Annotated in this window: 23 protein-coding genes and 1 pseudogene; 11 read left to right on the top strand and 13 right to left on the bottom strand. The window is 64.5% G+C overall.

Annotated features, from left to right (window positions below; all coding sequences use genetic code 11):
• Nucleotides 1-49: 49 nt before the first annotated feature.
• Nucleotides 50-2,356 (top strand): membrane protein, encoded by a 2,307-nt coding sequence (locus MET49242_RS13935; RefSeq protein WP_036283696.1) that lies wholly within the window; start codon nt 50-52, stop codon nt 2,354-2,356.
• Here the strand turns inward: MET49242_RS13935 and MET49242_RS13930 are convergent.
• Complete coding sequence (locus tag MET49242_RS13930) at nt 2,353-3,321, bottom strand: beta-ribofuranosylaminobenzene 5'-phosphate synthase family protein (protein WP_036283693.1); 969 nt, start codon at nt 3,319-3,321, stop codon at nt 2,353-2,355. The two genes, MET49242_RS13935 and MET49242_RS13930, sit on opposite strands and share 4 nt — an antisense overlap.
• Before the next feature lie 99 nt (nt 3,322-3,420).
• Between MET49242_RS13930 and MET49242_RS13925 the strand changes: the two genes are divergently transcribed.
• The 6 genes and pseudogenes from MET49242_RS13925 to amoB all read left to right on the top strand — a co-directional run bounded on the left by MET49242_RS13925 (nt 3,421) and on the right by amoB (nt 8,946).
• Nucleotides 3,421-3,798 carry a 4a-hydroxytetrahydrobiopterin dehydratase gene (locus tag MET49242_RS13925; RefSeq protein WP_036283691.1) on the top strand — a complete coding sequence of 126 codons (378 nt, stop codon included), beginning with the start codon at nt 3,421-3,423 and terminating at the stop codon, nt 3,796-3,798.
• A 7-nt stretch (nt 3,799-3,805) separates the two neighbouring features.
• Entirely contained in the window at nt 3,806-4,654 is an 849-nt protein-coding gene (gene folP / locus MET49242_RS13920) for a dihydropteroate synthase (RefSeq protein WP_036283688.1), read from the top strand.
• A gap of 3 nt (nt 4,655-4,657) precedes the next feature.
• On the top strand, nt 4,658-5,137 hold the full coding sequence (gene folK / locus MET49242_RS13915; RefSeq protein WP_036283686.1) for a 2-amino-4-hydroxy-6-hydroxymethyldihydropteridine diphosphokinase: 480 nt from the start codon (nt 4,658-4,660) through the stop codon (nt 5,135-5,137).
• Nucleotides 5,138-5,696: 559 nt separating this feature from the next.
• Nucleotides 5,697-6,467, top strand: coding sequence for a bacterial ammonia monooxygenase, subunit AmoC (gene amoC, locus MET49242_RS13910; protein ID WP_084678888.1), 771 nt, complete (start codon nt 5,697-5,699; stop codon nt 6,465-6,467).
• 291 nt (nt 6,468-6,758) lie between these two features.
• Nucleotides 6,759-7,517 carry a bacterial ammonia monooxygenase, subunit AmoA gene (gene amoA, locus MET49242_RS13905; RefSeq protein ID WP_036281738.1) on the top strand — a complete coding sequence of 253 codons (759 nt, stop codon included), beginning with the start codon at nt 6,759-6,761 and terminating at the stop codon, nt 7,515-7,517.
• 165 nt (nt 7,518-7,682) lie between these two features.
• A pseudogene (gene amoB, locus MET49242_RS13900) lies at nt 7,683-8,946 on the top strand (bacterial ammonia monooxygenase, subunit AmoB).
• 556 nt (nt 8,947-9,502) lie between these two features.
• Here the strand turns inward: amoB and fliP are convergent.
• From fliP to flgF, 6 genes are all read right to left on the bottom strand, one after another.
• Complete coding sequence (fliP, locus tag MET49242_RS13895; protein ID WP_036283683.1) at nt 9,503-10,234, bottom strand: flagellar type III secretion system pore protein FliP; 732 nt, start codon at nt 10,232-10,234, stop codon at nt 9,503-9,505.
• Nucleotides 10,231-10,788 carry a flagellar basal body-associated FliL family protein gene (locus tag MET49242_RS23410; RefSeq protein ID WP_051134205.1) on the bottom strand — a complete coding sequence of 186 codons (558 nt, stop codon included), beginning with the start codon at nt 10,786-10,788 and terminating at the stop codon, nt 10,231-10,233. The genes fliP and MET49242_RS23410 overlap by 4 nt, the downstream gene beginning before the upstream one ends.
• A gap of 12 nt (nt 10,789-10,800) precedes the next feature.
• Nucleotides 10,801-11,529 (bottom strand): flagellar basal body L-ring protein FlgH, encoded by a 729-nt coding sequence (locus MET49242_RS13885; RefSeq protein WP_036283680.1) that lies wholly within the window; start codon nt 11,527-11,529, stop codon nt 10,801-10,803.
• Nucleotides 11,526-11,951 (bottom strand): MotE family protein, encoded by a 426-nt coding sequence (locus MET49242_RS13880; protein WP_051134204.1) that lies wholly within the window; start codon nt 11,949-11,951, stop codon nt 11,526-11,528. The genes MET49242_RS13885 and MET49242_RS13880 overlap by 4 nt, the downstream gene beginning before the upstream one ends.
• 202 nt (nt 11,952-12,153) lie before the next feature.
• Nucleotides 12,154-13,497, bottom strand: a complete 1,344-nt coding sequence (locus tag MET49242_RS13875; protein WP_036283677.1) for a FliI/YscN family ATPase — start codon at nt 13,495-13,497, stop codon at nt 12,154-12,156.
• 6 nt (nt 13,498-13,503) lie between these two features.
• Nucleotides 13,504-14,226: a flagellar basal-body rod protein FlgF gene (gene flgF / locus MET49242_RS13870; RefSeq protein WP_036288135.1), complete on the bottom strand. Its 723-nt coding sequence runs from the start codon at nt 14,224-14,226 to the stop codon at nt 13,504-13,506.
• 167 nt (nt 14,227-14,393) lie between these two features.
• Between flgF and MET49242_RS13865 the strand changes: the two genes are divergently transcribed.
• Nucleotides 14,394-15,314, top strand: coding sequence for a nickel/cobalt efflux transporter (locus MET49242_RS13865; protein WP_036283674.1), 921 nt, complete (start codon nt 14,394-14,396; stop codon nt 15,312-15,314).
• A gap of 9 nt (nt 15,315-15,323) precedes the next feature.
• Here MET49242_RS13865 and MET49242_RS13860 read toward each other — a convergent pair whose 3' ends face one another.
• The 3 genes from MET49242_RS13860 to MET49242_RS13850 form a co-directional block, all read right to left on the bottom strand.
• Entirely contained in the window at nt 15,324-16,199 is an 876-nt protein-coding gene (locus MET49242_RS13860; RefSeq protein WP_036283671.1) for an NAD(P)-dependent oxidoreductase, read from the bottom strand.
• 67 nt (nt 16,200-16,266) lie between these two features.
• Nucleotides 16,267-19,032 (bottom strand): heavy metal translocating P-type ATPase, encoded by a 2,766-nt coding sequence (locus MET49242_RS13855; RefSeq protein WP_036283668.1) that lies wholly within the window; start codon nt 19,030-19,032, stop codon nt 16,267-16,269.
• A gap of 31 nt (nt 19,033-19,063) precedes the next feature.
• Nucleotides 19,064-19,549, bottom strand: coding sequence for an isoprenylcysteine carboxylmethyltransferase family protein (locus MET49242_RS13850; RefSeq protein ID WP_036283665.1), 486 nt, complete (start codon nt 19,547-19,549; stop codon nt 19,064-19,066).
• 147 nt (nt 19,550-19,696) lie between these two features.
• Here MET49242_RS13850 and MET49242_RS13845 point away from each other — a divergent pair, with 147 nt between their 5' ends.
• Genes MET49242_RS13845 through MET49242_RS13835 form a run of 3 tightly spaced genes read left to right on the top strand, consistent with a single transcriptional unit; the run spans nt 19,697 to nt 22,724 of the window.
• The gene (locus MET49242_RS13845; RefSeq protein WP_036288132.1) at nt 19,697-20,830 is read left to right on the top strand and encodes an 8-amino-7-oxononanoate synthase; all 1,134 of its coding nucleotides are present in this window, start codon (nt 19,697-19,699) and stop codon (nt 20,828-20,830) included.
• Nucleotides 20,827-21,456, top strand: coding sequence for a dethiobiotin synthase (bioD, locus tag MET49242_RS13840; RefSeq protein ID WP_036283662.1), 630 nt, complete (start codon nt 20,827-20,829; stop codon nt 21,454-21,456). The genes MET49242_RS13845 and bioD overlap by 4 nt, the downstream gene beginning before the upstream one ends.
• A complete protein-coding gene (locus tag MET49242_RS13835) occupies nt 21,453-22,724 on the top strand; it encodes an adenosylmethionine--8-amino-7-oxononanoate transaminase (protein ID WP_036283658.1) in 1,272 nt (423 codons plus the stop codon). Before bioD ends, MET49242_RS13835 begins: the two co-directional genes overlap by 4 nt.
• A gap of 98 nt (nt 22,725-22,822) precedes the next feature.
• On the opposite strand, the gene MET49242_RS13830 is transcribed toward MET49242_RS13835, so the two are convergent.
• The 3 genes from MET49242_RS13830 to MET49242_RS13820 all read right to left on the bottom strand — a co-directional run bounded on the left by MET49242_RS13830 (nt 22,823) and on the right by MET49242_RS13820 (nt 26,367).
• Nucleotides 22,823-24,583, bottom strand: coding sequence for an AMP-binding protein (locus MET49242_RS13830; RefSeq protein WP_036283655.1), 1,761 nt, complete (start codon nt 24,581-24,583; stop codon nt 22,823-22,825).
• 144 nt (nt 24,584-24,727) lie between these two features.
• On the bottom strand, nt 24,728-25,726 hold the full coding sequence (locus MET49242_RS13825; RefSeq protein WP_036283653.1) for a nickel/cobalt transporter: 999 nt from the start codon (nt 25,724-25,726) through the stop codon (nt 24,728-24,730).
• Nucleotides 25,723-26,367 carry a DUF1007 family protein gene (locus MET49242_RS13820; RefSeq protein ID WP_036283650.1) on the bottom strand — a complete coding sequence of 215 codons (645 nt, stop codon included), beginning with the start codon at nt 26,365-26,367 and terminating at the stop codon, nt 25,723-25,725. The genes MET49242_RS13825 and MET49242_RS13820 overlap by 4 nt, the downstream gene beginning before the upstream one ends.
• Nucleotides 26,368-26,381: the final 14 nt, after the last annotated feature.

The following is a 26,381-nucleotide window of genomic DNA, read 5'->3' as shown; positions in this document are numbered from 1 at the left end:
TTCTGGGCCGATTTTGCGCTGCGGCGTAGAGGGGCTATTAACGCGGGCCATGGCGCAGGAAATTGAAAACGACACGGTCGACCGCCGGGCGCTCGACCATGAGCCTTATGCAATTGCGGCGGGGCTCTTTGTTCTGTGCGGGCTCATGCTCGCGTTTCCGTGGCTCTCGGGCCGCGTCACCATCCCCTGGGATTCCAAGGCGCATTTCCTGCCGCAATTCGCCTTCCTTGCCCATGCGCTGCATTCCGGCCAGTCGCCCTTCTGGACGCCGAACGTCTTCGCCGGCATGCCGCAGATCGCCGATCCGCAGTCGCTGATCTTCTCGCCTTTCTTCCTCGTCGCCGCGGCGCTCGTTCCCGAGCCTTCCTTCGTACTTGAGGACGCCATCGTCTTCGCCATGCTCGGCATGGGCGGTCTCGCGCTGATGGCCTATTTCCGCGATCGCGGATGGAGCGCGGCGGGGGCGCTGCTCGCCGCGCTGGTCTTCGCCTTCGGCGGCTCGGCGGCCTGGCGGATTCAACACACGGGCCAGGTGATGAGCCTGTCGTGGTTTCCCGTCACACTCTGGCTATTGGCGCGCGCGCTCGACCGGCGCTCCGCCGGTTATGGCGCGGCGGCGGGCGCTGTCGCGGCTTTCCTTGTGCTCGGGCGCGATCAGGTCGCCTATCTGAGCGTCCTGCTGCTTGCCGCCTATGCGCTCTACCGCGTCGCGACGGACGAGGAGCCGATCCTCTCCGCGCTCGCCCCGCTTCTTGCAGGCGCCGCCGTCGGAAGCGCCATCATCGCAGCGCCGCTCGCCTTCACGCTGGAGCTGGCCGCGAACTCCAACCGGCCGGAAATCGATCTGGAGGGCGCGCACAAGGGCTCGCTGCCGCCGGGTTCGTTCCTCACGCTCATCTCCGCGAACATCTTCGGCTCCGACGGGCCGCTGAAGGATTTCTGGGGGCCGCCGGCGGCGGTCTTCGGGACGACCGATATTTTCCTCGCCCGCAACATGACGGACATCTACTCGGGCGAATTGACGCTCGCCGCGATCATCGCGGCGCTGGGCGCGCGCTTCTTCGCGGACAGGGAGGCGCGTTTCTTCTCCGGCGCCGCGATCTTCTTCGCGCTCTATGCGCTCGGCCGTTTTACGCCCGCCTTTCAGCTCTTCTATCACATCCCGGGCGTCGATCTTTGGCGCCGGCCCGCCGACGCGACCTTTCCTTTCGGCGTGACTCTGGCGATTCTCGCCGGCTACGGATTCAACCTCATCGAGCGCGGCGAAGTGAAACCGCGCGCGCTCCGGCTCATGGGCGCGATGCTCGCGCTCTTCGCATTCGCCGTTGCTGTCGCGATTGCGAAGGACCATCTGGCCCAGGCCATCGAGCCGCTCGCAATAAGCGCGCTCTTCGCCTTGCTCGCGATTATGCTCGTTCTGGCGACCGCGACCGGCAAATTGCGCGGCGGCGCCCTGCTCGGCGTCGTCGCCGCTCTGATGACCGTCGATCTCGCCGTCGGCAACGGCCCCAACGAATCGACCGCCCTGCCGCCCGCGCAGTTCGATGTGTTGCGCGCCGATTCGAAAGATCCGGTGATGGCGTTCCTGCGCGAGAAGCTGAAGGAAAACGCGGCGCCCGACCGGCGCGACCGGATCGAACTTGCGGCGATCGACTTCCATTGGCCGAATGCGACGCTGGTCCACGGGCTCGACCATGACCTCGGCTATAATCCGATCCGGCTCAAAATCCTCGAGGACGCGACCGGCGCCGGCGACCATCTCGCGCTGCCCGAGCAGCGCGAATTCTCGAAACTCTATCCGGCCTATCGCTCGCCCATGTCCGACATGCTGGGGCTGCGCTTTATCGCGACGGGCGCGCCGGTCGAGCAGATTGACGAACATTACAAACCCGGCGATCTCGTCGAACTCACTCAGATCGGCAAGGTCCACATCTACGAGAACAAGACCGCCCTGCCGCGCGCGCAGGTCGCGACCTGCGCCATGCACGTCGATTTCAGGCAGATGCTCGAAAGCGGCGAATGGCCGGAAGCCGACTACCGCGAGACCGTTCTGCTAGAGGAGCCGCCGCTCTGCCATTCACGCAAGGACATGCCGCCGGACGCCGCCCGGGCGCGAATCGTTTCCTATGGCAATGCGGACGTCACGATCGAAACCCATGCCCCGCCGGGCGGCGGCTGGCTGGTGCTCAACGACGTCTGGCATCCCTGGTGGTTCGCGACGCTCGACGGCGAAGAGGCGCCGATCCTGCGCGCCAATGTCATGTTCCGCGCCGTGGCGATTCCGGAAGGCCAGCACGAGGTGCGCTTCGCCTTCCAGCCGATTCGGGGGTTGCTGAGGGAGATCGCCGGCAATTAGGCGATCCTCGCATAGACCGCCTCGATCCTCGCTCCCCGGTTCAGCCCTCTGTGTATCGTGAGCGCCAGCTCCTGCGCGCCCGCCGCCGCCGCGAAGCGCTCGACCAGGCGCCGCGCTGCCGCCTCGCTCTCGACGAAGGCGAAGCCCGTCGGCCCCCACGAAGTCTGGCCGACGCCGGTCGCGCCCTCGGCGAGGAGCCCTGCGACGAGCTGCTCGACTTTCGCGCTCGTGTAGCGCCGCCCGCCTTGCGCGGGCGCGAAATAGTCGCCTACGATCTCCTGAATGCGCGTCACGGCGGCGCCGAAGGGCGCAAGCTCGCGCTCCGCCAGCGCGGGCAGCGCCTGCATCAGCACGAGACGGCAAAGCTCGCCGCTGGCGGCCTCGCTCAGGGGCGGCAGGGTCGCGAAGGCCTCGCGCTCGTCCGATCCATGCAGCCCGACTGCGGTCGGATCCGAAACCAGCAGCACGCGCCAGTCTTCGGGAAACTCCGCCCGGGCGATCACCGGCGGCGTCTTCGTCTGCGGCCCGCGGCCGCCGTCCACCACGACGCCCCCCGTTGCGAAGAGTCCCGCGCCCAGTCCCGAGCGCGCGCCTCTCGACGTCATCGCCGCGTCGGCCGCGGGGTCGTGCGGCAAATCCTCGAGCCGCCGCAGCGCCGCCGCCACGGCGAGCGCGAGCTGTGTGCCGGAGCCGAATCCCGAATGGGCGGGAATCGCCTCATGCACGACGAGCGAATGGCGCGCATCCGGCGTGAGCGCCGCCTGAGCCTTTTCCAGAAGTCGCGCCGCCCGCTCGCTTTCCGGCCCCTCGACGCGATTGGCGGGCGCCCGCGTCAGCGTCAGCCGCGTCGCAGGCGAGTCCAGCGACAGGCCGAGGCCGCCGAACTTGCGCCCCAGACCGCCGTTCATGTCGAGAAAACCGAGATGCAGCCGCGCCGTGGCCGTGACGCTTGCCTGTGCCGACATGTCGCTCCCTTACCGATCGAGCAAGACTTCGCGCCGGTTTAGGCTATATCTGCCTCAGGTGAAAGAAGTTGAGCCGGGGTCGCCGGCAGGGAGGCGGAAATGTCGAAAGAAGAGCGCGCCTATCCGGAGAACGAGGTCCTCGCCCGTCTGGAGCTGGAGCTTCCCCACTGGCGATATGAAAACGGCTGGATCCGCCGCAAGTACAAGACCCACAGCTGGAAGGGCACGCTGATGGTCATCAACACCGTCGGCCATCTCGCGGAGGCGGCGTGGCACCATCCCGACATCGCCGCGTCCTACGCCTGGGTCGAGGTGAAACTTATGACCCACACCGCGAAGGGCATTACCGACAAGGACTTCGAACTTGCCCGGAAGATCGAGGAAGTGGTCTGTTGGCGACCCGGCCAGGCCGGCGGGGCGCTGGAAGGCACGCCCGAGCACGATCAGCGATTCGCCTATATCAAATATGACAATTGAGACGGCCATGACCTTCGACCGGGCGGCGATCGCGGCTGCGCGTGACCGTTTCTTCGCGCCCATCGGCAAGCGCCCGGTCATCATGGGCATCGTCAACGTCACGCCGGACTCCTTCTCCGACGGCGGGCTGTTCGTCTCGAAGGAGGCGGCGCTGGCGCAGGCGAGGAAGCTCGCGGCCGACGGCGCCGACATTGTCGACGTGGGCGCCGAATCGACCAGACCGGGCCACACGCCCGTCCCCGCCGGGGAGGAATGGGCGCGGCTCGAACCGCTGCTCGCCGCGCTGGTGCGGGAGGCGGGCGTTCCGGTGTCGATCGACACTTATAAAGCCGCGACGGCGCGACGGGCGCTCGCCGTCGGCGTGGCCGTGGTGAACGACGTCTGGGGCCTCCAGCGCGATCCCGACATGGCGCCCGCCATCGCCGAGGCCGGCGCGGGCGTCGTCATCATGCACAATCGCGAGACGGCCGACCCCGAGATCGACATCGTCGCCGACATGCAGCGGTTCTTCGAGCGCTCGCTCGACATCGCCCGGCGCGCCGGCGTGCCGGAGGCGCATGTGGCGCTCGATCCCGGAATCGGCTTCGGCAAGAGCCGGCGGCAGAATTACGAGGCGCTTAGGGCGATCCCCACACTGCTGCGCATGGGGTTCCCGCTTCTCATCGGCGTTTCGCGCAAGTCCCTGTTCAAGGGCCTGCCCGACGGCCTTGTCGAGGGGCGGCTGATTGGGACGCTGGCGGCGAATCTCATCGCGGCGGGCGATGGGGCGCAGATCTTCCGGGTCCATGACGTCCTGGAGCATCGCGCCGCATTCGAGGTGTTTTCGGCGTTGCGCGGCGCGCCGGAGCGGGAGTGACTCATGCGGGTGGGATTCGGTCTCGGCAGCAATATCGGCGACAAGCCGGCCAATATCCGGCGGGCGCTCGGCCTCCTGGAATCACGGGAGATCGCGCAGCTCTCTGCGGTGTCGCGCATCTACCGCACTCCGCCCTGGGGCGATACCGACCAGGGCGATTTCGCCAACGCCTGCGCGATCGGCGAAACGAAGCTCTCACCCTATGAGCTGCTGGCCGCCGTCAAGAAAATCGAGGCCGACATGGGGCGTGAGCCGAGCCGCCGCTGGGGACCGAGGCTGATCGATGTGGATATCCTGTTTCTGGGCGATCACACCCTCGACGACCCCGAACTCACCCTGCCGCATAAGGAGCTGTTCGGGCGCGGTTTTGTCCTTTTGCCGCTGGTGGAGATCGCGCCCGATCTTGTGCTCGATGGCGTGCCGATCGCAGACGCCCTGTTAGCGGTGGAGAGAGCCGGCGTCAGGCTGTGGGAAGAGGGTTAACGACCCCACCCCGGATGGCTGGGGATACCGCATTGCAGCATCGTTCGCCGGGCGGTATCGAAAATGTCTTCATAATTGTTTGTTTCAACCGAGTTCACCAGCTTTTTGCGGTGTCACAGAAAGCGCCCTTCTTTTCGGCTTTCAGCCCCAAAGGGTAGTTTTATTCCTATCCACTGGGGCTGCACTGACTATTCGATAGACAGTTTTTAGCTATACCAAGGGATATTGTGATTAATTTGGGGAGGGGGAATTGTTGGGCCACGCTAAGCGGGGTCTTTGAACTGGTCCGAGAGGGTCTGTTTTGGGCTTTGTCTTAGGCGGCGACGTCGGTGTTCGTCCGATAACAACAAGCGGCTGTGCCAGGGTTTGGTTTGAGGGTTTCGATCTTCGGGCTGGATTTTTGGAAGGCTGCGGCAAGACAAGGGCGGTGAGGCGCGGATCTACTGAGATAGGTTGCGCCCAACGTTTACGAAAACGAGGACGAAGCAGCTCTGTTCTGGGAGGCGGAGCGATACCGGTCACGCGCATATCCCTGGGAGCACATAGGAGGAGTTAAAATATGAGCTCGACGACAAGCGCGGCTGCTGGCGCAGCTGCAGAAGTAGAATCCGTAGTCGATCTGCGTGGCATGTGGATTGGCCTCGTATTGCTGAACGTGTTTTATCTGATCGTTCGCATTTACGAGCAGGTCTTTGGCTGGCGCGCGGGTCTGGACTCGTTCGCTCCGGAGTTCCAGACGTATTGGATGTCGATCCTGTGGACGGAGATTCCTCTTGAGCTGGTTTCGGGCCTCGGCCTTGCCGGCTATCTGTGGAAGACTCGCGACCGCAACGTCGACGCTGTTACGCCTCGTGAAGAGATGCGTCGTCTCGTTGTCCTGGTTCAGTGGCTTGTCGTTTACGGCATCGCCATTTACTGGGGCGCTTCGTTCTTCACGGAGCAGGACGGCACCTGGCACATGACGGTGATTCGCGACACGGACTTCACGCCGTCGCACATCATCGAGTTCTACATGAGCTACCCGATCTACTCGGTTATCGCGGTTGGCGCGTTCTTCTATGCGAAGACCCGCATTCCGTATTTTGCTCATGGCTACTCGCTGGCGTTCCTGATCGTCGCCATCGGCCCGTTCATGATCATCCCGAACGTTGGCCTGAATGAGTGGGGCCACACCTTCTGGTTCATGGAAGAGCTGTTCGTTGCTCCGCTTCACTGGGGCTTCGTGTTCTTCGGCTGGATGGCTCTGGGTGTGTTCGGCGTCGTCCTTCAGATCCTGATGCGCATCCATGCCCTCGTCGGCAAGGAAGGCGTCAAGCTCCTGACCGAGTAATGACGATGGCCGCCCGCGCCGAGCGCGCGGGCGGTTTTCTCGGCGGACCTGAAGTTTCGGACAATTTGCGGGGTTTGGCTGCTCGCCTGGCGGCGACGGTTTCTTGGAGTTTGGCCTGAATTCGGGTTCACGAAAGAGAGACGCCGCGGGAACGCGGGGTGGAAGGGGATCTGGACGACGTCATTGGAGCGCCGTCCGGGAGCCGGTCCGGGGAGCGAAGAGCCTTCGGTCTGGTCGCAAAAAGAAACTCGCGCGTTTTGAAGCGCTCGAGAAACACCAAGGAGAAGAGTGATGTCACAATCGAAAAGCGGGGGAGCGGTCGGACCGTTCAACTCCGTCGCCGAGGCGGCGGGTTGCGTTCAGACGGTCGACTGGATGCTTCTTGTTCTGCTGTTTTTCGCCGTTCTCGGCGGTTATCACGTCCACTTCATGCTGACGGCGGGCGACTGGGACTTCTGGGTTGACTGGAAGGATCGTCGTATGTGGCCGACGGTTGTGCCGATTCTGGGCGTGACCTTCTGCGCGGCGTCGCAGGCTTTCTGGTGGGTCAACTTCCGTCTTCCGTTCGGCGCCGTTTTCGCGGCTCTGGGCCTTCTGATCGGCGAGTGGATCAACCGCTACGTCAACTTCTGGGGCTGGACGTATTTCCCGATCAGCCTGGTGTTCCCGTCTGCTCTGATCGTTCCGGCGATCTGGCTCGACGTGATCCTTCTGCTGTCGGGCTCCTACGTGATCACGGCGGTTGTCGGCTCGCTGGGCTGGGGTCTGCTGTTCTACCCGAACAACTGGCCGGCGATTGCGGCGTTCCATCAGGCGACCGAGCAGCATGGTCAGCTGATGACGCTTGCTGACCTGATCGGCTTCCACTTCGTCCGCACGTCGATGCCGGAATACATCCGCATGGTCGAGCGCGGCACGCTGCGCACGTTCGGTAAGGACGTTGTGCCGGTTGCGGCGTTCTTCTCGGGCTTCGTCTCGATGATGGTGTATTTCCTGTGGTGGTTCATGGGTCGCTGGTATTCCACGACCAAGGTCATCGACACCATCTGATGCGGGCTGTGGTCCGCGGTTCGGAAGGGTCGCGGTCCCCGTCTGGAAAAGGAAGAACGCAAACTGGATCAGGTTTGTCCATCGGGTTGGCCTGACGGTTTGCGGATGAAAAAATCGGCTGGCGCGCGAGGCGCCGGCCGGAAGAGGAACCTGGGAGGTTTGTTCATGAAAAAGCTAGTCAAGCTCGCCGCCTTTGGCGCGGCGGCTGCTGTGGCGGCGACGCTTGGAGCGGTTGCTCCGGCCTCGGCGCACGGCGAGAAGTCGCAGCAGGCGTTCCTTCGCATGCGCACGCTGAACTGGTATGACGTTCAGTGGTCGAAGACGACGGTCAACGTCAACGAGGAAATGGTTCTTTCGGGCAAGGTTCACGTCTTCTCGGCGTGGCCGCAGGCCGTTGCGAACCCGCGCGTTTCGTTCCTGAACGCCGGCGAGCCCGGCCCGGTTCTGGTCCGCACGGCGCAGTTCATCGGCGAGCAGTTTGCTCCGCGTTCGGTGTCGCTGGAGATCGGCAAGGACTACGCCTTCTCGATCAACCTGCGCGGCCGTCGCGCCGGCCGTTGGCACGTTCACGCCCAGATCAACGTCGAAGGCGGCGGCCCGATCATCGGACCCGGCCAGTGGATTGAGATCAAGGGCGACATGAAGGACTTCACCGACCCGGTGACGCTCCTCGACGGTTCGACCGTTGACCTCGAGCACTACGGCATCAGCCGCGTTTACGCGTGGCATCTGCCGTGGATGGCGGTTGGCGCCGCGTGGATCTTCTTCTGGTTCGTCCGGAAGGGGCATCATCACGTCCTACATCCGCGTTGCGGAAGGCAAGGCTGATGACGTCATTGGCGATGACGACCGCCGCATCGGCGCGATCGTCCTTGCTCTGACGATCCTCGCGACGATCGTTGGTTACGCTGTGACGAACTCGACCTTCCCGCGCACGATCCCGCTTCAGGCCGGCTTGCAGAAGCCTCTGACGCCGATCGAGACGGAAGGCACCGTGGGCGTCGGCAAGGAGAATGTGACGACCGAGCTGAACGGCGGCGTCTACAAGGTTCCGGGCCGCGAGCTGACGATCAACGTCAAGGTGAAGAACAACACGTCGCAGCCGCTGCGTCTCGGCGAATACACCGCCGCTGGCCTGCGCTTCCTGAACCCCGACGTGTTCACGACGAAGCCGGACTTCCCGGACTACCTGCTGGCCGACCGTGGCCTGTCGGTTGACGCGACCCCGATCGCGCCGGGCGAGGCGAAGGAGATCGTCGTGAAGATCCAGGACGCCCGTTGGGACATCGAGCGTCTGTCTGACCTGGCTTACGACACCGACAGCCAGATCGGCGGCCTCCTGTTCTTCTTCTCGCCGGACGGCAAGCGCTACGCCTCCGAAATCGGCGGCCCGGTCATTCCGAAGTTCGTCGCCGGCGATATGCCCTAAGCGTCCTTCGAACGACTGATACAATCGACCGGCCGGATGAAAATCCGGCCGGTTCCTTTTTAGGGCGATGACGAACACAAGCAGACATTCGCGACGGTTGCAGTCGTCGCTCACCCCTTATTTCAATTTTGTAATTTTCCTGACCGACGCATTCGGCAAGGGCAAACCGACCTAACAAATGACGCGTCGTTCCGGGAAAACTGGCGCCACACTGAAGTCGCCGGCCCGCAGCGGTCAATCGCGGTTGCGACACTCGATCCCTTCGGTTGACGAGGCGGGAAGAAAGCAACGACGTTGCGGCCGGTCGCAACCCTCCTCCCGGAATCGCAGCCGATGTCCTTCCCGCGAGCGTCGGCTCATCGATTGCCGTCGACCTACCGCGTCCAAGTCGAGATTGAACAAATATTCGCCGACCATAGCGGCCCGCGATTTTCGCCTCCTGAGACGAACCCCCAGAAGCGGGCTCGCGCCGCCGCGTTCCGCTGCGGGGCAACAGGGTCGTAAAATCAAAGCGCCGAAAATTTATCCCGACCAGTACGAGAGCCCGATGCGGGACTCATCCGTAAGATCGAATCAAACTGCCAGCCAGCAAATTCCAGCCGTCGATCAGGATGAAGAAAAGGATCTTCGCCGGCAGCGATATCGTCGCGGGCGGCAGCATCATCATGCCCATGGACATGGTGAGGACGGCGACGATGATGTCGATCGCGAGAAACGGGACCACGATCAGAAATCCGATTTCAAAGCCGCGCCGCAGTTCCGAAATCATGAAGGCCGGGATGAGGACTGAAAGTTGCAACTCTGTCTTGCCCTTCGTCGAGGGCTCTACTTTGCGAAGATCCTCGAAAAGTCGAATATCCTTGTCGCGGACATGCGCAATCATGAACTCCCGAAACGGAGCTGAAATCTTTTCGAAGGCTTCGACTTCAGTGATCTTGTTCTCGACGAGTGGTTTGACTCCCGAAGACCATGCCTGATTCATCGCCGGCGTCATCACATAGAAGGTCATGAACAGCGCCAGGCTGATCAGGACGAGATTCGCCGGCGTGCTTTGCAGACCTAGCCCCGTGCGAAGGAATGAGAGGGCGATCGCGAAACGGGTGAAGCTCGTCACCATGATGAGCAAGCCCGGCGCAATCGACAAAACGGTCAGCGCGCCCAGCAGTTGAATTATCTTTCCGCTCGACGACGCCGCGCCATTTGGCAAGAGCGCGTTGAGATCCAGTCCCTCGGCAGCGAAGGCGATTGAGGGCGTCATCATGACGCCGATGATCAGCAAACGATTCATTGAACGACCATGGTTTCGATGATGAATTCCTTAACCTTCCGCTCCGAACGAATCGTTGCGCGCTCGCCAAGTTCTTCCTGCAGCCGACGAAGGCCGTCAGACCCTTCGAGGCTCGAAATGGAGGCCGTGCGCAAAAATGCGGTGATGTCGGCGGTGAGCTCGGCGATGAGCTTTTCGGCGTGTGGAAGCTCTTTCGGGTCATAGACGATCGCGGCCTGAAGCCGTATCCAGCTGGATTCCGGCTGCGCCAGATTCGTCACGATCGCCGGAAGCTCCTTCACTTCGAAGGAAGCGAGGTCCGGCGCCTTCTTCTTTGCATCGCCATGCCCGCCGCCTTTCTTGTGAGGATCGCCATGCGCGTCCGCGTGTTCGCTTCCGGCGTCCGGCGGGGGATTTTGTGCGGCCTGTCCCGCGGGCGGCGGGGCGGCGAGGGTATAGCCCAGAAAGGCGCCGCCGCCGCCGCCAATGAGGGTAAGGAGAAGCAGCGGGATCAGCGTCTGCATCATTCCGGGCTGAGCAGGGGATCCGGATTTCTTGTCATCGACCGCGGCCATGGTCGTCGTCTCTCAGAACGGAACGAAAGTGTCGTAGAGCTGCTGGCCCCAGGCCGGCTGCTGAACTTCGGTAAGTCGACCGCGACCGCCGTATGAAACGCGCGCTTCCGCGATCTTGTCGTAGTTGATCGAATTGTCCTTGTTGATGTCGCGCGGCCGCGCCACGCCGCCGATGCTCAGCACCCGAAGCTCCTGGTTGACGCGTATTTCCTGCGAGCCGTGCAGAACCAGATTGCCGTTCGGCAGCACCGCGGTGACGACGGCGGCGAGCGTGAAACGAATCTGTTCCGAGCGGTTGATCGTGCCTTGCCCTTGCGTTTCGGTGCTCGAGTCGATGTCGTTCTGCCAGGCGCCGGTCTGCTTCGTCTGCGAATTCGTCGGACCGCCGAGCATTGGCACGAGGTCGAGCAGAAATGTCCATTTGGATTTGATCTTCGCCTCGCGCGACCGATCGGTCGAATTGCCCAGAATGGCCCTGTCGTTCATCTCGATCACGACGGTCACGACGTCGCCCACATTCATCGCCCTGATGTCGTGGAAAAGATTCACCCGATTTTCGTCGATGCGCATGCCGGGGCCGAGCACTGCATTTTGCAACGCGCCGACCGGAATCTGATCGTCGTGAAAATTGAGGCCGCTGCCGACGGGCGTCATATGCGGTTCGCGCGTGAAGTCGCGGGGATCTGTGGCGCAGCCCGTGAGAAGCGCGGCCGAAAGACAAAGAAGAGCGGTTTTTTTCAAGGCTTTTTTCCGTCATTCGCCGGGCGCTGTTGCGCGATCCGCTTGGCCAGCGCCGCTCCGCGCGCGGCGTTCATCTCATTGAGAATCGCGCTCGCCGCTTTCGCCTTCAGCCGCAGCAGCAGCGCCGCGGCGATATCGTCGTCGAGTTCAGCGAGTTGCGCCGCCGCCGCGTCGGGCTGCATTCCCGTGTAGAAGGCGACGAGCGCGTCATTGGTTTTTCGTTCGAACGATTCGAGCTTGTCGAGCTGCGCGGCCACTTCGACCTGTTTCGCTTCCAGCGCAGCCAGTTTCTGACTGAGCTGCGCCTCCATTTCGGTAAGCAGTTTTTGCTGCCGCGCGATCCTTGCCGCCTCCACGGAAGCGGCGATGTTGGAGCAATATTGCTGCTGTTCACGCGGCGAATGAACGGGGGCGCGCGCCACGGCGGGCGCTTCTTGGGACTCTGCAAGACTGTCGCGTGATGGATGCGTGACGCCCAGCGCCGCCGTTACACAGGCGAAAAGCCAACTTCTGCTGCGTGACGAGCTTTTACGCATCATGCGTCCGTGACGAATAGCTGATGTTATCCCGCTACAAGCTTTGGCCGCTTTACCTTGTGCGTGACTTGAGCGCTTTGTGCACTCGCTAATGCGACGCGGGCCGCAGCCCGACGACGCTCGCGATTTCGCCGATCGCATCGATGCTCGGCTCGCCATGCGGCGACTGTTTCAGAGCTTCGTATAGGCGCGGCGCCAATTCGATCGCGCGGTCGAGCGCGGCGTCGGCGCCAGGCTGATAGCCGCCGAGCATGCGCAGATCGCGCGTGTCTTCATATTTCGAGATGAGCGCGCGACATTCATTGATCAGATCGCGCTGCTCCCCGCTCCAGACGCGATCGGCGAGGCGCGAAATCGACTTCAGAACATTGATCGCCGGATAACGCCCCTGTTCGGCGATCTCGCGTTCCAGCACGATATGGCCGTCGAGCGTCCCGCGGATGCAGTCGGCGATCGGGTCATTGTGATTGTCGCCGTCGATCAGGACGGAGAAAATCGCGGTGATCGCGCCGCCGCCCTCGACGCCGGGTCCCGCGCGCTCCAGCAGGCGCGGAAGATCTGCGAAGACGCTCGGCGCAAATCCGTTGGCGACCGGCGGTTCGCCCGCGGAAAGCGCGATCTCGCGCAGCGCATGGGCGTAACGCGTCACAGAGTCCATGATGAGGAGAACGGACTCGCCGCGATCGCGGAAATATTCCGCGATCGATGTGGCGGTGAGCGGCGCGAGGCGGCGCATCATCGGGCTTTCGTCGCCCGTCGCGACAATGGTGATGGCGAGATTGGAGCGGTCGCCGAGAATCTCGTCGAGAAAATCGCGCACCTCGCGCCCGCGCTCGCCGACGAGGCAGATCACGACCGCGTCGAAGGCGGCCGAGCGGCTCATCATGGCCAGAAGCGTGGATTTGCCGACGCCCGACCCCGCGAAGACGCCGACGCGCTGGCCGCGGCACAGCGGCGTGAAGGCGTCGACCACGCGCACGCCCGTCGGCGCCGGATCGCGCACGCGGCCGCGCGACATGGCCTTGGGCGGCGACGCGTCGACGGCGCGTCGCGCCTCGCCGGGCGGCGGCGGCTCGCGGCGGTCTATCGGGGCGGCGAAAGCGTTGAGGACGCGTCCTTTCCAGTCGGGATGCGGAGCAATCTCGAACGGTCCGGTTCGGGTCACGCGCGCGCCGAGCCCGACGCCGGCGTGACTTTCGAAAGCCTTGATCAGCGCGCCGTCGCGATTGATGCGGATCGCCTGCGCGGGAAAGCAGCGGTCATGCCCTTCGAGCATCACGCAATCGTCGAGCCGCAGAAAGGGAGACAGGCCCTCGACGCGAAAATGCGAGGGAAAGGCTTCGGTCACGACGCCGCGAATGCGCACCCAATCCTTTTCCTGCGCATAAAGATCGACAGCCTTTCGCAGGCGGGAAAGCGCGTCGTCCCTCATCCGACGTCACGCGCCGCCGAGGGTGCGGACGGCGGCGCGCTGCGAATTGTCCATCATGTCGTAGGAGGCCGACGCGCTTTCAAAGGAGCGATGCGCCATGATGAGCTTGGTGATTTCGCTCACCGGATTGACATTGGCGTTTTCCAGATGACCCTGCGCCATGCCGTTCTGCGTGAAATTGGTGACGGGGATCGCGGGGGTGGAGGGAATGACGCTGGAGTTTTCGCCGCGCTGCAGGGTCGCATTTCCGTCGATCTCGAAGAGGCCGATCGCCCCCACCTGCCGGTCGCCCTGCGTAATCATGCCGTCGCGATAGATCATCGGCGGCCCGAGCGTCGGATCGAGTTTTATGGGCGAATTGCCGGCGTCGAGCACGGGATAGCCGAGGATCGTCTGTATATCTCCCGTCTCCATCATTCTCATACGCCCGTCGCGCGTATAGGCGACGCCCTGCGGGGTGCGGATCGCGAACCAGGCGTCTCCGATGACCGCAACGTCGAGAGGATTGTCGGTCTTGGTCAGCCCGCCCGAGGATCTCGATATGTAATCTACGCCCGTGGAGGGGAAATTGGTGACATATGGCGACGTCTTGGACATCACCGTGTCGAAGCTGACGCCTGTGGCGCGATAGCCGATCGTCGAGGAGTTGGCGACATTGGCGGCGATCGTCGTCAGTCGCTTGTCGAGCGTGATCTGGGAGGAGAGTGAGACGTAGAAAGCCGAGTGCATGGGCCCTGCGCGCGATTCGACCGTTTGTTGCGCCATGCTGCAGGGCGAAGCTTGCGTGCAGCCTGCAGGGCGCCCCGCGCGCTTGTGGCGCCTCGACGCAGCCTGTAGATAGCTCAAAGCGCGCCTTCCCGGCCGACGCCACGCCCGCAGGAGCCGCACGGACCCCCATGGCCAGCCTTACGGAAGTCTTCAACGCCGGCGCGGCCGACGCCTGGATCTTCGTTCCGACCGCCATCCTGCTCGGGGCGCTGCACGGGCTGGAGCCGGGCCACTCCAAGACGATGATGGCGGCCTTCATCGTCGCCGTTCGCGGCACGGTCGGGCAGGCGGCGCTGCTGGGGCTTTCCGCCACGCTCTCGCATACGGCGATCGTCTGGGTCATCGCCCTGACCGGCATGTATCTCGGCGCGCGGTGGAATGTCGAAGCCAACGAGCCCTATCTCCAGATCGCCTCCGGCGCGCTGATCCTCGCAGTCGCGGCGTGGATGAGCTGGCGCATCTGGCGCGACAGGGCGTCGGCGGCGCAGGCCCCTGGCGGCGGCCGCCATCACCATGACGATCACGCCCATCATCATGACCATGGCCATCATCACCATGATCATGCGCATCCGCACGATCGCCATCATCATCACGGCGCCGGCGCCGCTCTGGCCGAGGCGGCGCAGGAAGATAGTTTCGAGAGCGAGCTGCTTTCCGTCGATCCCACCGTCTATGCGGATACGCATGAGCGCGAACATGCGCTGGACATCGAGCGTCGCTTCGCCAACCGCGAGGCGACGACGGGACAGATCGTGCTCTTCGGCCTCACCGGCGGGCTGATCCCGTGCCCGGCCTCGATCACCGTGCTGCTGATGTGTCTGCAGGTCGGGCGGGTCGCGCTCGGGGCGGCGCTGGTGCTCTGTTTCAGCATCGGGCTGGCGCTCACGCTGGTCTTCGTCGGCGTAGCGGCGGCGCTCGGCATGCGCCACGCGGTCTCGCGCTGGCCGCGCTTCGAGGCTCTGGTCTCGCGCGCCCCCTATTTTTCGAGCGCGCTCGTCTCGGCGGTCGGCCTTTACACGATCTGGATGGGCGCGGCGGCGCTGAGGTAGGGCGTCCGCCTACTTTCCCGGATGGAACGCCGATTTGCGAACATTGGCGCTGATCGGCTCCTCGAGGAAAAAGTCGAGCACCGCATCGAGCGAGGGATCGACGGAATAGGGCGCAAGGTCGCTCACGCCTTCCTCCGCCAATACGCGCACGTCGACGAAGAAATTGCCGGTGCAGTCGCGCGAGGGGCGCGTGAGGATTGCATGAGCGGCGTCAGCGACGATCTCCGGCTTGCGTGCGCGCCTGATGACTTCCTCGCCGCCCAGAAGATTGCCGACTGCGGCGGTGGCGATCGCCGTCTCGGGCCACAGCGAATTCACCGCGACGCCGTCGCGCGCGAGATCCCTCGCCAGCCCGAGGGTCACGAGGCTCATGCCGTATTTGGCCATTGTATAGGCGAGGTTGGGGCTGAACCATTTCGGGTTCATGTCGAGCGGCGGCGACATGGTGAGTATGTGGGGATTTTCCGCCTTGCGCAGGAAGGGCAGGGCCATCTTCGCGCAAAGATAGGTTCCCCGCGCGTTGATCTGATGCATCAGATCGAAGCGCTTCATCTCCAGCATGTCGATCCCGCGCAGATCGATGGCGCTGGCGTTGTTGACGAGTATGTCGACGCCGCCGAAGGTCTCGGCCGTCTTCTTGACAGCCGCCTCGACCTGATCGTCGAAGCGAATGTCGCAATGTATCGCCAGCGCCTTGCCGCCGGCGGCCTCGATCTCCGCCGCCGCCGTATAGATCGTGCCGGGGATTTTCGGGTTCTCCGCCACGCTCTTCGCCGCAATGGCGACATTGGCGCCGTCGCGCGCGGCGCGATTGGCGATTGCGAGTCCGATGCCGCGGCTCGCGCCCGTGATGAAAAGCGTCTTTCCGCTGAGCGATCGGGTCATTGAAGGGCTTTCGATAAAAGGGAAGATGGCGCGCGGCGCATCTGCGCCGCGCGTGATTGCCGTCGCGTCAGGCGGCGACCTGCGCGGGATAGCCAGCCTCGGTGATGGCGTTGGCCAGCGCCTGCGGATCCTTCGGCGCCGGGCTGACTTCCACCTTGCCGGTCGCAAGATCGACCTTCACATCGGCGCCGGGCTCTACCGTCTGCACGGCCTTGGTGACATGTTTCACGCACATGCCGCAGGTCATGTCCTTCACATTGAACGTGGTCATTGGTTCCTCCTTGTTGTCCTGTTCGATGGGCGCGGGCGCCTCGGCGGGCACCGCGCTTTCATGCGTGATCGTCGGGGCGGGCGAGGCCACGTCGATCACCGGCGGCCTGAAGCGACGCAGGCGAAGCGCATTGGTGAGCACGAAGGTGCTCGACAACGCCATGGCCGCGGCGCCGAACATTGGCGAGAGCAGCGTGCCATTGATGGGGAACAGCGCGCCGGCCGCCACGGGGATGAGCACGACATTGTAGCCGAAGGCCCAGAAGAGATTCTGCGCGATATTGCGCATGGTCGCGCGCGAGAGCGCCAGCGCCGTGGGCACCTTGGCCAGATCGCCCGACATCAGCACGACGTCCGCCGCCTCGATCGCAATGTCGGTGCCCGTGCCGATCGCAATGCCGGCGTCGGCTGCGGCAAGCGCCGGCGCGTCATTCACGCCGTCGCCGACGAAGGCGATTTTGTTCTTCTCGCGCAGCCGCTCCAGCGTCGCGACCTTGCCGTCCGGCATCACGCCGGCCACGACCTCGTCGATCCCGAGCCTGCGGGCGATGGCGTTCGCGGTGCGCGCGTCGTCGCCGGTGATCATCGCGGTTTTCACGCCGATCGTGTGCAGCGCTTCGATGGCGGGCTTCGTCGTCGGCTTCAGATCGTCCGCGACCGAAAGGATGGCGCCGAGCCTGCCGTCGACGGCGACATAGAAGGGCGTCTTGCCGTCGGCCGAAAGCGTGGCCGCGCTTTCCTCGAAGGCTTTCGTATCGAGGCCGAGCGAGGTCATGTAGCGTTCGGCGCCGACCGCGATCTTGCGGCCCTCGACGACGCCCGTGACTCCCATGCCGGAGATGGAGGCGAAATCGGCGACCCGCGCGAGCGCAAGGCCGCGATCCCTGGCGGCGGCGACGATCGCGGCGGCGACCGGATGCTCCGACTGCGCCTCGACGGCCGCGGTCAGCCGCAGCAATTCGTCCTCGTTCATCCCGGGCGCCGCGACGAGGTCCGTCAGCCGCGGCTTGCCGAAAGTGAGCGTGCCGGTCTTGTCGAAGGCGATCAAGGTCACGTCACGCAGCGTCTGCAGCGCCTCGCCCTTGCGGAAAAGCACACCGAGCTCCGCCGCGCGGCCCGTGCCGGTCATGATGGCCGCCGGAGTCGCAAGACCCATGGCGCAGGGGCAGGCGATGATGAGAACCGCGACGGCGTTGACCAACGCATAGGTGAGGCGCGGCTCGGGGCCGACGAACATCCAGATGACGAAGGTGAGCGCCGCCGCCGCGAACACCGCCGGCACGAAGACCGCGGTGACGCGATCCACCATCGCCTGGATGGGCAGCTTCGCGCCCTGCGCCTGTTCGACCATGCGGATGATGCCCGCGAGCGTGGTGTCGGCGCCGACGCGCGTCGCGCGGAAGGAGAACGCGCCGGCGCCATTGACCGTCGCGCCGGTCACGCTCGCGCCGACGGTCTTCGCGACCGGCGCCGGTTCGCCGGTCACCATGGATTCGTCGACATGGGACGCGCCCGCGGTCACGACGCCGTCGGTTGGAATACGCTCGCCGGGACGCACCAGCACGATATCGCCGACGCGAACTTCATCGATGTCGACGTCGACCGTCTCGCCATCGCGTTCGACGCGCGCGGTCTTCGGCTGCAGTCGCGCCAGCGCCCGGATGGCTTCCGAGGTGCGGCCCTTGGCGCGCGCCTCGAGAAAGCGGCCGAAGAGAATCAGCGTCACGATGACGACCGCCGCTTCGTAATAGACATGCACCGCGCCTTCCGGCAGCAGATGCGGCATGAAGGTGGCGACGACGGAATAGAAATAGGCGCTCGAAGTTCCAACCGCGACGAGCGCGTTCATGTCCGGCTGGCCGCGCAAAAGTGATGGAACACCCTTCAGGAAGAAGACCAGCCCGGGGCCGAACAGCACGATCGTCGCGCAGAGGAAGGAGATCTGGCGGACCATCTCCTCTCCGATCGTCCCCATCACCCAATGGTGAAAGGCCGGGATCATGTGCCCGCCCATTTCGAGCAAGAAGACCGGCGCCGTGAAGATGGCCGAAGTGATGAGGCGGAAACGCAGCGCGCGCATTTCCTCCTCGCGCCGCGCGCGCTCGCGGTCCGACGCGCCGGCGTCGGTCGCGACGCTGCGCGGCTCGTAGCCGGCCGCGACGACAGCGCGGCGCAGCCTGTCCGTTAGGCCGGGGCCGGCGAGCGCGCGCACGCTGGCGCGCTCCGTCGCGAGATTGACCGTCGCCTCCAATACGCCGGGAACGGCGCGCAACGCCTTTTCGACATGGGCGACGCAAGAGGCGCAGGTCATGCCGCCGACGCCGAGCTCGATGGTTTCGACGACGGGCTCATAGCCGGCGTTGGTCACGGATTTGACGAGCGCCGAGGGATCGGCCCCGGGCGCGAGCGCGACTTCCGCGCGTTCCGTCGCCAGATTGACGCTCGCCGATGTTACCCCCGGCGTGTGAACGAGCGCCTTTTCTACATGGGCGACGCAAGAAGCGCAGGTCATGCCCCGCACATTGAAGTCAAGCCGCTCGGCGGGCCGGGTTTCAGCGTTCATGTTCAAGCGTCCCGATTTTGGCGTCGCAACCTTAGAGCCAACGGCGCGTGCGCGCCATATAGGCTTGGTATTCGTCGCCGAATTTACGAACAAGATGCCGCTCTTCCGGTTCGATCGAGAGTTTCGCCAAAGCGAAGGCGAGAAGCGGCGTGAGCAAGATGGTGAAAGGCGAGTTCAGCAGAAGTCCCAGCCCGAAGACGATCGCGACATGCGACACGTAGATCGGATTGCGCGACCATTGAAACGGGCCGTCGGTCGCAAGACGCGAGGCCGCGCGATGCGGCAGGATCGTCGTCTTGTGCCGCGCGAGCACCATTGCGCACCATATGTCATTGGCGAGCGCCAGCGCCACAATTGCGGCTCCCAGCGCGACCGCTGCGGGGAAGGAAACACAAGATTTGAAGGCGCCGCCGCTCAGCTGGTCGAGGGTCGCGCCGGCCGCCAGAGTCACCGCCAACAGTATCGGCGGCCATGGCGCATGCGCGGGAGGAGGATCGGCTTCCTGCGGTGGGTTCATGCGCGGCGCTCGCTTTGGGGAACAGGCTTTAAATTGCGGCGCGAGGCATATTTTTCAACCCTTGCGGCCAAGCTCGGCCATTCTTGACGCTGCGGCGCATGGCCGCTACCACCACGGCAAAAATCGGGAAGAAAATGCGTGCGCGCAATCCTTGAACGCTATGAGGCGGATCTCGCCGGCCTCGCCGCGCGCGACCGGCTGCGCGCGCTCGAGCCGCGCGCGGGACTCGATTTCGCGTCCAATGATTATCTCGGGCTCGCCGAGTCGCCGGCTCTCGCCGAGGCTGCGGCTGCAGCGCTGGCGCGCGGCGCGCCCGTCGGGGCCGGCGGATCGCGGCTGCTGCGCGGCAATCATCCCGAGCATGAGGCGCTGGAAGAAGAAGCGGCGCGCTTCTTCCACGCGCAGAGCGCGCTCTTCTTCGGCGCAGGCTTCTCGGCCAATGAAGCATTGCTGGCGACGCTCCCGCAACGCGAGGATCTGATTGTCCACGACGCGCTCGTGCATGCGAGCGCGCATGACGGCATGCGCCTGTCGCGCGCGCCGCGGGTCTCTTTCGCGCACAATGACGCAAACGCCGCGGAAGAGGCGATCCGCGACTGGCGCGGCAAGGGCGGCGTGGGGCGCGCCTGGATCGTCGTCGAAAGTCTCTACAGCATGGATGGTTGCAAGGCGCCGCTCGACGATCTGATGGCCCTCGCCGAGCGGCATGAAGCCTTTCTCATGGTCGACGAAGCCCATGCGACGGGGGTCTTTGGCCCCGGCGGCCGCGGCCTTGCGGCGGGCCTCGAGGGCCGCGAGAATGTGATCAGCGTGCACACCTGCGGCAAGGCGCTCGGCGTTTCCGGCGCGCTGGCGTGTCTGGCGTCGCCTTTGCGCGATTTTCTCATCAACCGCTGCCGCAATTTCATCTTTGCAACCGCGCCGTCGCCGCTCGTCGCCGCCTGCGTCCGCGCGTCCCTGAAGCTCGTCGAAAGGGCGGACGATCGTCGAGCGGCGCTGCAGGCCCGCGTCGATCGCGCCGGGTTGGCGTTGCAGACGCTGTGCGGCGTCGCGCCCTCCGGTTCCCAGATACAGCCAATCATTGTCGACGCCGACGGGCGCGCTCTCGCGCTCGCCGCCGCCATGCGCGCCCATGGCTATGACATTCGCGCCATCCGGCCGCCGACCGTGCCGGAAGGAACCGCGCGGCTGCGTCTGTCGCTGACGCTGCACGCGAGCGAGGACCAGATCGCCCGGATGATCGCGCATCTCGCCGATGCGCTCGCAAAGGACAGCGAATGAGCAAGATATTCGTGATCGTCGGGACCGACACCAATGTCGGCAAGACGATCGTCTCCGCCATGCTCGTCGGCGCGCTCGGCGCCAGTTACTGGAAGCCCGTGCAATCGGGTCTCGAGGACGAGACGGATTCACAGACCGTCGCGCGGCTTTCCGGCGCTTCGCCGGATCGCATCATCCCCGAGGCCTGGCGACTGCGTCTGCCTGCCTCGCCGCATATTTCCGCGCGCGCCGAGGGCGTCGAGATCGATGTGGCGAGGCTCGGGCCGCCCGTCTGCGACGGCGACCTCATTATCGAGACGGCGGGCGGGGTGATGGTTCCGCTGACCGACGACGTCCTGACGATCGATGTCCTGGCGCGCTGGCGCCTGCCCGTCATTCTGGTTGCGCGCACCGCGCTCGGCACGATCAATCACAGCCTGCTGACGATCGAGGCGCTGCGTCGCCGCGACATTTCGATCCATGGAATCGCTTTCGTCGGCGACGAAGAAGCGCAGGCGCAGCGAACGATTGCGTCCATCGGCGGCGTCCGCATTCTCGGCCGCCTGCCGTTCCTGTCGCCGCTGACGCAGAAAACATTGCAGGCGGCGTTCGACGCATCCTTCGCGCGCGCGGATTTCGTGTCATGAGCGTCGTTTCGGATTCACCCGTCTGGCGTCCCTTCACGCAACATGCGTTGCAGCCCGGCGCCTACAAGATCGCGCATGCCGAGGGCGCCTGGCTCAGCGCCGAAGATGGAACGCGTTTTCTCGACGCGATATCGTCGTGGTGGGTGATCACCCACGGTCATCGGCGGCCGGAAATCATGCAGGCCATCCGCGCCCAGACGGAGTCGCTCGACCAGATCATCTTCGCTGGCTTCACCCATGAGCCGGCCGAGGCGCTCGCGCGACGCCTCGTCGAAATCACGGCGCCGGGGCTGGATTACGTCTTCTATTCCGACAGCGGCTCCACCAGCGTCGAGGTCGCGATCAAGATGGCGCTGGGCTACTGGCGCAATCGCGGCGAGGCGCGCTCGCGCGTCATCGCGCTCGAACACAGCTATCACGGCGACACGATCGGAACCATGTCGGCCGGCGCCCGCTCGGCCTTCAACGCTCCCTATGAACCGCTGCTCTTCGACGTCGGGCGAATTCCCTTTCCAGCCCGCGGCGCCGAGCAGGAGGCGCTCGACGCGCTCGAATCCGCCTGCCGCGAGGGCGCGGCCGCCTTCCTCGTCGAGCCGCTCATCCTTGGCGCAGGCGGGATGCTCATCTATGGCGCCGACACGCTCGTGGAGATGAAGCGCATCTGCGAACGTCATCGCGTTCTCTTCATCGCCGACGAAGTGATGACGGGCTTCGGCCGCACGGGGACGCTTTTCGCCTGCGAGCAGGCGGGCGTCGTTCCCGACATCGCCTGTTACTCGAAGGGCCTCACCGGCGGCGCCGTGCCGCTCGCCGTCACAATGTGCCGGCGCGAGATTTTCGAGGCGCATCTTTCCCCCGAGCGCGCCCGCGCCTTCTTTCATTCGAGCTCCTTTACCGCGAATCCGATCGCCTGCGCGGCGGCGCTCGCCAATCTCGACGTCTGGGAAAAAACCGACGCGCGAGAACGCGTTGCGCGTCTTTGCTCCATGCAGGAAGAGCGCATTGCGCGCTTCGCCGATGACCCCCGCTTTTCGGACGCGCGCCGCATGGGCACGATCACGGCCCTCGATCTCAATGTTGCGCAAAGCGGCTATCTTGCGACGATAAGCCTCGATCTGATGCGCTTTTTCAATGCGCGCGGGCTGCTGCTGCGCCCATTGGGTCCGACGATCTATGTGCTGCCGCCCTACTGCGTCACCGGTGGAGAACTCGATCTCGCCTATACGGCGATCGACGAGGCGGCCGACGAGTTTGGCGCCGCGCGCTGAAGAAAATTCGGCGAATTCAAATGCGCCGAATTTGCTCCCGCTTCATAGTCTGCCGCGTGTTTGAACGGAAAGCCGCCTACACTTTTCCCGAACGCGCTCTAACTCCGGATTTCCGTCTTGACGCTCATGCCGCGGCCTTCGTCGGGGGCGGTTCTGGCGCGCGCGAGATATTCTTCTCTCAAGGCGCGGCGCAAAACCTTCCCGACATTCGTTTTCGGTAGGCTGTCGCGAAATTCATAGTGGCGCGGAATCTTGTAAGCTGTCAGCCGCTCATGTGCGAATTTGCGCAGCTCATCCCGTGTCAGGCTCGGATCGCGCGCGACGATGAATGCCATGGGCGCCTCGCCCGAATGTTCGTTCGGCACGCCGATGACGGCGACTTCTTTCACTTTCGGATGTTCAATCAGCACGGCTTCGACTTCATTGGGATAAACGTTGAAGCCGGAAACGAGAATCATGTCCTTCAGCCGGTCGACGATCTTGAATTTGCCGTCGGGCGTCATGACCGCGATGTCGCCGGTTCTGAAAAATCCGTCCGCCGTCATCACCCTGGCGGTTTCGTCTGGGCGGCGCCAATAGCCCGGCATCACCTGAGGGCCTTTCGCCACGAGTTCGCCGCGCTCTCCGAAGGGGGCGACGCCGCCATCCTCCATGCGCAATGAAACGTCGGTCGACGGCAGCGGATAGCCGATCGAACCCGTGAAGTCCTCGATATCCGGATGGTTGACCGTAAGGATCGGCGAGGTTTCCGAGAGCCCGTATCCCTCCACGATCGCCTTGCCCGTCAGCGCCTTCCATTCGCGCGCGACGGTTTCCTGGGTGGCCATGCCGCCCGCGATGCAGAAAAGGAGTTTCGAGAAGTCGACGGTCTTGATCTTCGGGTGATCGACGAGCGCCGCGTATAACGTGTTGACGCCCGAGAAGATCGTGAAGGGCGTGCGCCGCATGGTTGCGATCATGCCGTCGAGATCCCGGGGATTTGCGATCAGGATGCAGCAGCCGCCGGTCATGACCGACAGAAGGCAGCAGGCCGTCAGTCCGAAGATGTGGTAGAGGGGAAGGGGCGTCAGTATGCGATGAGGGCTGCTTGGTCCGAGATGACGCTTCAGCCACGCCCAGGTCTGCGCCACATTGGCGGCGACATTGCCGTGAAGCAGAACGGCGCCTTTGGCGACGCCGGTCGTTCCGCCGGTGTATTGCAGGAAGGCGATGTCCTCGCGCGCGATCTGCACGGGCGTGAAGCGCTCTTCCGCGCCCGCCTGCAACACCTGGGTGAAGGGCACGGCGCCCGGCAGCGTATAGGCGGGAACCATGCGCTTTACGTAACGGGAGACGAAATTCACGACGAGGCCCTTCAGGCCCATCAGGTCGCCGGGCCTGATGATGATCGCGCGCTCGACTTTCATACTGCTCCACGCGGCTTCAGCCGTATGGGCGAAATTCTCGAAAACGAACAGGAACCGCGCGCCCGAGTCGTTGATCTGATGTTCGAGTTCGCCGGGCGTGTAGAGCGGATTGACATTCACCACCACGCCGCCGGCGATCAGCACGCCGAAGAGGATCGCCGGATAGGCGAGCACATTGGGCGACATGATCGCGATGCGGTCGCCCTTCCTGATCCCCCGCGACTGCAGCCAGGCGGCGACGGAATCGGCGGCGCGCGCCAGCTCCTTATAGTCGAGCGAGGCGCCGAAACTCTCCATCGCCGGATTCGACGCATATTTCCCGACGCTCGCGCGAAACATGTCGACGAGCGTCGAATAGTCCGACTCTTCGATATCCGCTGGCGCGCCCTCCGGATAGGAGGCGAGCCAGGGCCGCGCCGCATAGGGATCGTCCCGCCGCTCAATGCTCGTCATTTTTCGCCTCGCGACACACCGCTCGTTGAGACTTCGGACGGCGAAAGCCTCCGAATCGACATGCTACTCAAGATAGCGCGTCTGGCCCGAATTAAACGGCATCCGCGTGACGTGATTATTTTTGCGTTGCGAGAAGACGGTTATTTACGCGGCCGCGCCGGACAGGCCAAAGCCGGCGAGGAGGGCGAGACCCAGACACAGCACGAGAACGGCGGCCCCGAGTTCCGCCCCGCGTCCGAGGACGAGCGCGCGCCGCGAGTCGCGCCCGCTCCAGCGCATGGCGGCGCTCTTCGCATAGACCGCCGTCGCCGCCAGTGCGCCGGTGGTGATCGCCGTGCCGGCCGACATTGCGAACACGGCGGCGATTCCGGCTGCGAAAAGTCCCTGCGACAGTGTGAACACCAGCACGAGAATCGCGCCCGAGCAGGGCCGCAGGCCGGCGGCGACGACAGTGGCGATGGCGTCGCCCCAGCGGAAAGAGGGGCCGGTCAGCGTGGCCGGATCAGGCGCATGGGCGTGGCCGCAGCCGGGGCCGTGAATATGGGACGGATCGTCGATCGCTTCGCACATGAAACGGCTCGAAGGGGCGGGCGCGGGCGAGCGCAGAGCGTCCAGAAAGGCTCCGCCCTTTGTCCAGACAAGCCGCGCGCCCAGAGCGGCGATCGCCGCATAGCTCGCAATTTCGATCATGCGGGCCGCGTCGGTCATTCGCGCGGCGGTGGCGTTGAAAACGAGCGCCGCGAGAGCGACGACCACGATCGCGACGACGCCCTGCAGCAGCGCGGCGAGCGCGGCGAGCAGGAGCCCGCGCTTCAGGGCCGTCTCATTGGCGATCATGTAGGAGGCGAGCACCGCCTTGCCGTGCCCCGGCCCGGCGGCGTGAAAGACGCCATAAGCGAAACTGGCGGCGGCGAGGATGAAAAAGGCCGAGCGGCCGGTCCTGAGCGCGCGGACCGCCGTTTGCAATTCCGCATGGAACTTGTTCTGCCAGGCGAGGATGAGGCCGGCGAGGCCGCCGGTCGCGCCGACGGCCTCATGTCCGCCGACGGCGAAGGGATGGCGTTGCGCCAGCGCCGGATCGGCGGCGAGACAGACGAGCGCCGCTATGGCGAGCGCCCAGAAACCCAGCCGGGCTGGACTCACGGGCAGGCCACGATCACGCGCGTCGCCAGCTTCACGCCGAAATCCGCTCCCGGCGACATGTTCTGGAAGAAGGCTTCGCTCAGTTTCTGGTTGTCCGTGGCGACGAGCGGGGCGGGCTCCATCAGGCTCACCGAGCAACCCGCCGGGGCCTGCGCCATGGTGACCGGATCTTTCTTCTCCATGCCGAAGGAGACGAAATAGGTCGGGTCGTAGACCTGAAAGGAGAAGGGCTTTTTGGCTGCGACCGGCGTCTCCAGCGGCAGAAAGAAGCGCAGGGTCACGATCTTCTTGTCATTGGCCTCGAGAGTCACGTCCTCCGGGGCCTTGAACGCCGCCTTCGCGTTGTTCTGCTTCGCATAGGTGAAATAGTCGAACTCGGCGAGCGACTCGACATTGGTCTTTGCGAGCGGGGCCAGCTCTTCCTTCGTGGGCCGCTTGCCGTCCTTGCCGAGTCCCTGCACGGCGAAGGCCGAATACATTTCGTCGAATTCCCAGGCGTGGCGCACGCCGAGAACCTTGCCGTCCTTGCCGAAGACGACTTCGCTGCGGACAGCCACCCACACGTGAGGATGCGCCCGGGCGGGGAGAGTGAAAAACAGCGTCGCAAGGATGACGAGCGGCGGCGCGAGACGGAGCTTCATGGGCAAAGCCGATA

Source organism: Methylocystis sp. ATCC 49242, assembly GCF_000188155.2.
Taxonomy (GTDB): domain Bacteria; phylum Pseudomonadota; class Alphaproteobacteria; order Rhizobiales; family Beijerinckiaceae; genus Methylocystis.
The sequence above is the reverse complement of the archived record's forward strand: the minus strand, read 5'-3'. Positions and strand labels throughout refer to the sequence as shown.

Excerpts from the sequence above, each read along its gene's own strand:
- MET49242_RS13935 (WP_036283696.1), top strand. The coding sequence starts at position 50 with ATGGCGCAGGAAATTGAAAACGACACGGTCGACCGCCGGGCGCTCGAC.
- MET49242_RS13930 (WP_036283693.1), bottom strand. The coding sequence starts at position 3,321 with ATGTCGGCACAGGCAAGCGTCACGGCCACGGCGCGGCTGCATCTCGGT.
- MET49242_RS13925 (WP_036283691.1), top strand. The coding sequence starts at position 3,421 with ATGTCGAAAGAAGAGCGCGCCTATCCGGAGAACGAGGTCCTCGCCCGT.
- folP (WP_036283688.1), top strand. The coding sequence starts at position 3,806 with ATGACCTTCGACCGGGCGGCGATCGCGGCTGCGCGTGACCGTTTCTTC.
- folK (WP_036283686.1), top strand. The coding sequence starts at position 4,658 with ATGCGGGTGGGATTCGGTCTCGGCAGCAATATCGGCGACAAGCCGGCC.
- amoC (WP_084678888.1), top strand. The coding sequence starts at position 5,697 with ATGAGCTCGACGACAAGCGCGGCTGCTGGCGCAGCTGCAGAAGTAGAA.
- amoA (WP_036281738.1), top strand. The coding sequence starts at position 6,759 with ATGTCACAATCGAAAAGCGGGGGAGCGGTCGGACCGTTCAACTCCGTC.
- fliP (WP_036283683.1), bottom strand. The coding sequence starts at position 10,234 with ATGAATCGTTTGCTGATCATCGGCGTCATGATGACGCCCTCAATCGCC.
- MET49242_RS23410 (WP_051134205.1), bottom strand. The coding sequence starts at position 10,788 with ATGGCCGCGGTCGATGACAAGAAATCCGGATCCCCTGCTCAGCCCGGA.
- MET49242_RS13875 (WP_036283677.1), bottom strand. The coding sequence starts at position 13,497 with ATGAGGGACGACGCGCTTTCCCGCCTGCGAAAGGCTGTCGATCTTTAT.
- flgF (WP_036288135.1), bottom strand. The coding sequence starts at position 14,226 with ATGCACTCGGCTTTCTACGTCTCACTCTCCTCCCAGATCACGCTCGAC.
- MET49242_RS13865 (WP_036283674.1), top strand. The coding sequence starts at position 14,394 with ATGGCCAGCCTTACGGAAGTCTTCAACGCCGGCGCGGCCGACGCCTGG.
- MET49242_RS13860 (WP_036283671.1), bottom strand. The coding sequence starts at position 16,199 with ATGACCCGATCGCTCAGCGGAAAGACGCTTTTCATCACGGGCGCGAGC.
- MET49242_RS13855 (WP_036283668.1), bottom strand. The coding sequence starts at position 19,032 with ATGAACGCTGAAACCCGGCCCGCCGAGCGGCTTGACTTCAATGTGCGG.
- MET49242_RS13850 (WP_036283665.1), bottom strand. The coding sequence starts at position 19,549 with ATGAACCCACCGCAGGAAGCCGATCCTCCTCCCGCGCATGCGCCATGG.
- bioD (WP_036283662.1), top strand. The coding sequence starts at position 20,827 with ATGAGCAAGATATTCGTGATCGTCGGGACCGACACCAATGTCGGCAAG.
- MET49242_RS13835 (WP_036283658.1), top strand. The coding sequence starts at position 21,453 with ATGAGCGTCGTTTCGGATTCACCCGTCTGGCGTCCCTTCACGCAACAT.
- MET49242_RS13830 (WP_036283655.1), bottom strand. The coding sequence starts at position 24,583 with ATGACGAGCATTGAGCGGCGGGACGATCCCTATGCGGCGCGGCCCTGG.
- MET49242_RS13820 (WP_036283650.1), bottom strand. The coding sequence starts at position 26,367 with ATGAAGCTCCGTCTCGCGCCGCCGCTCGTCATCCTTGCGACGCTGTTT.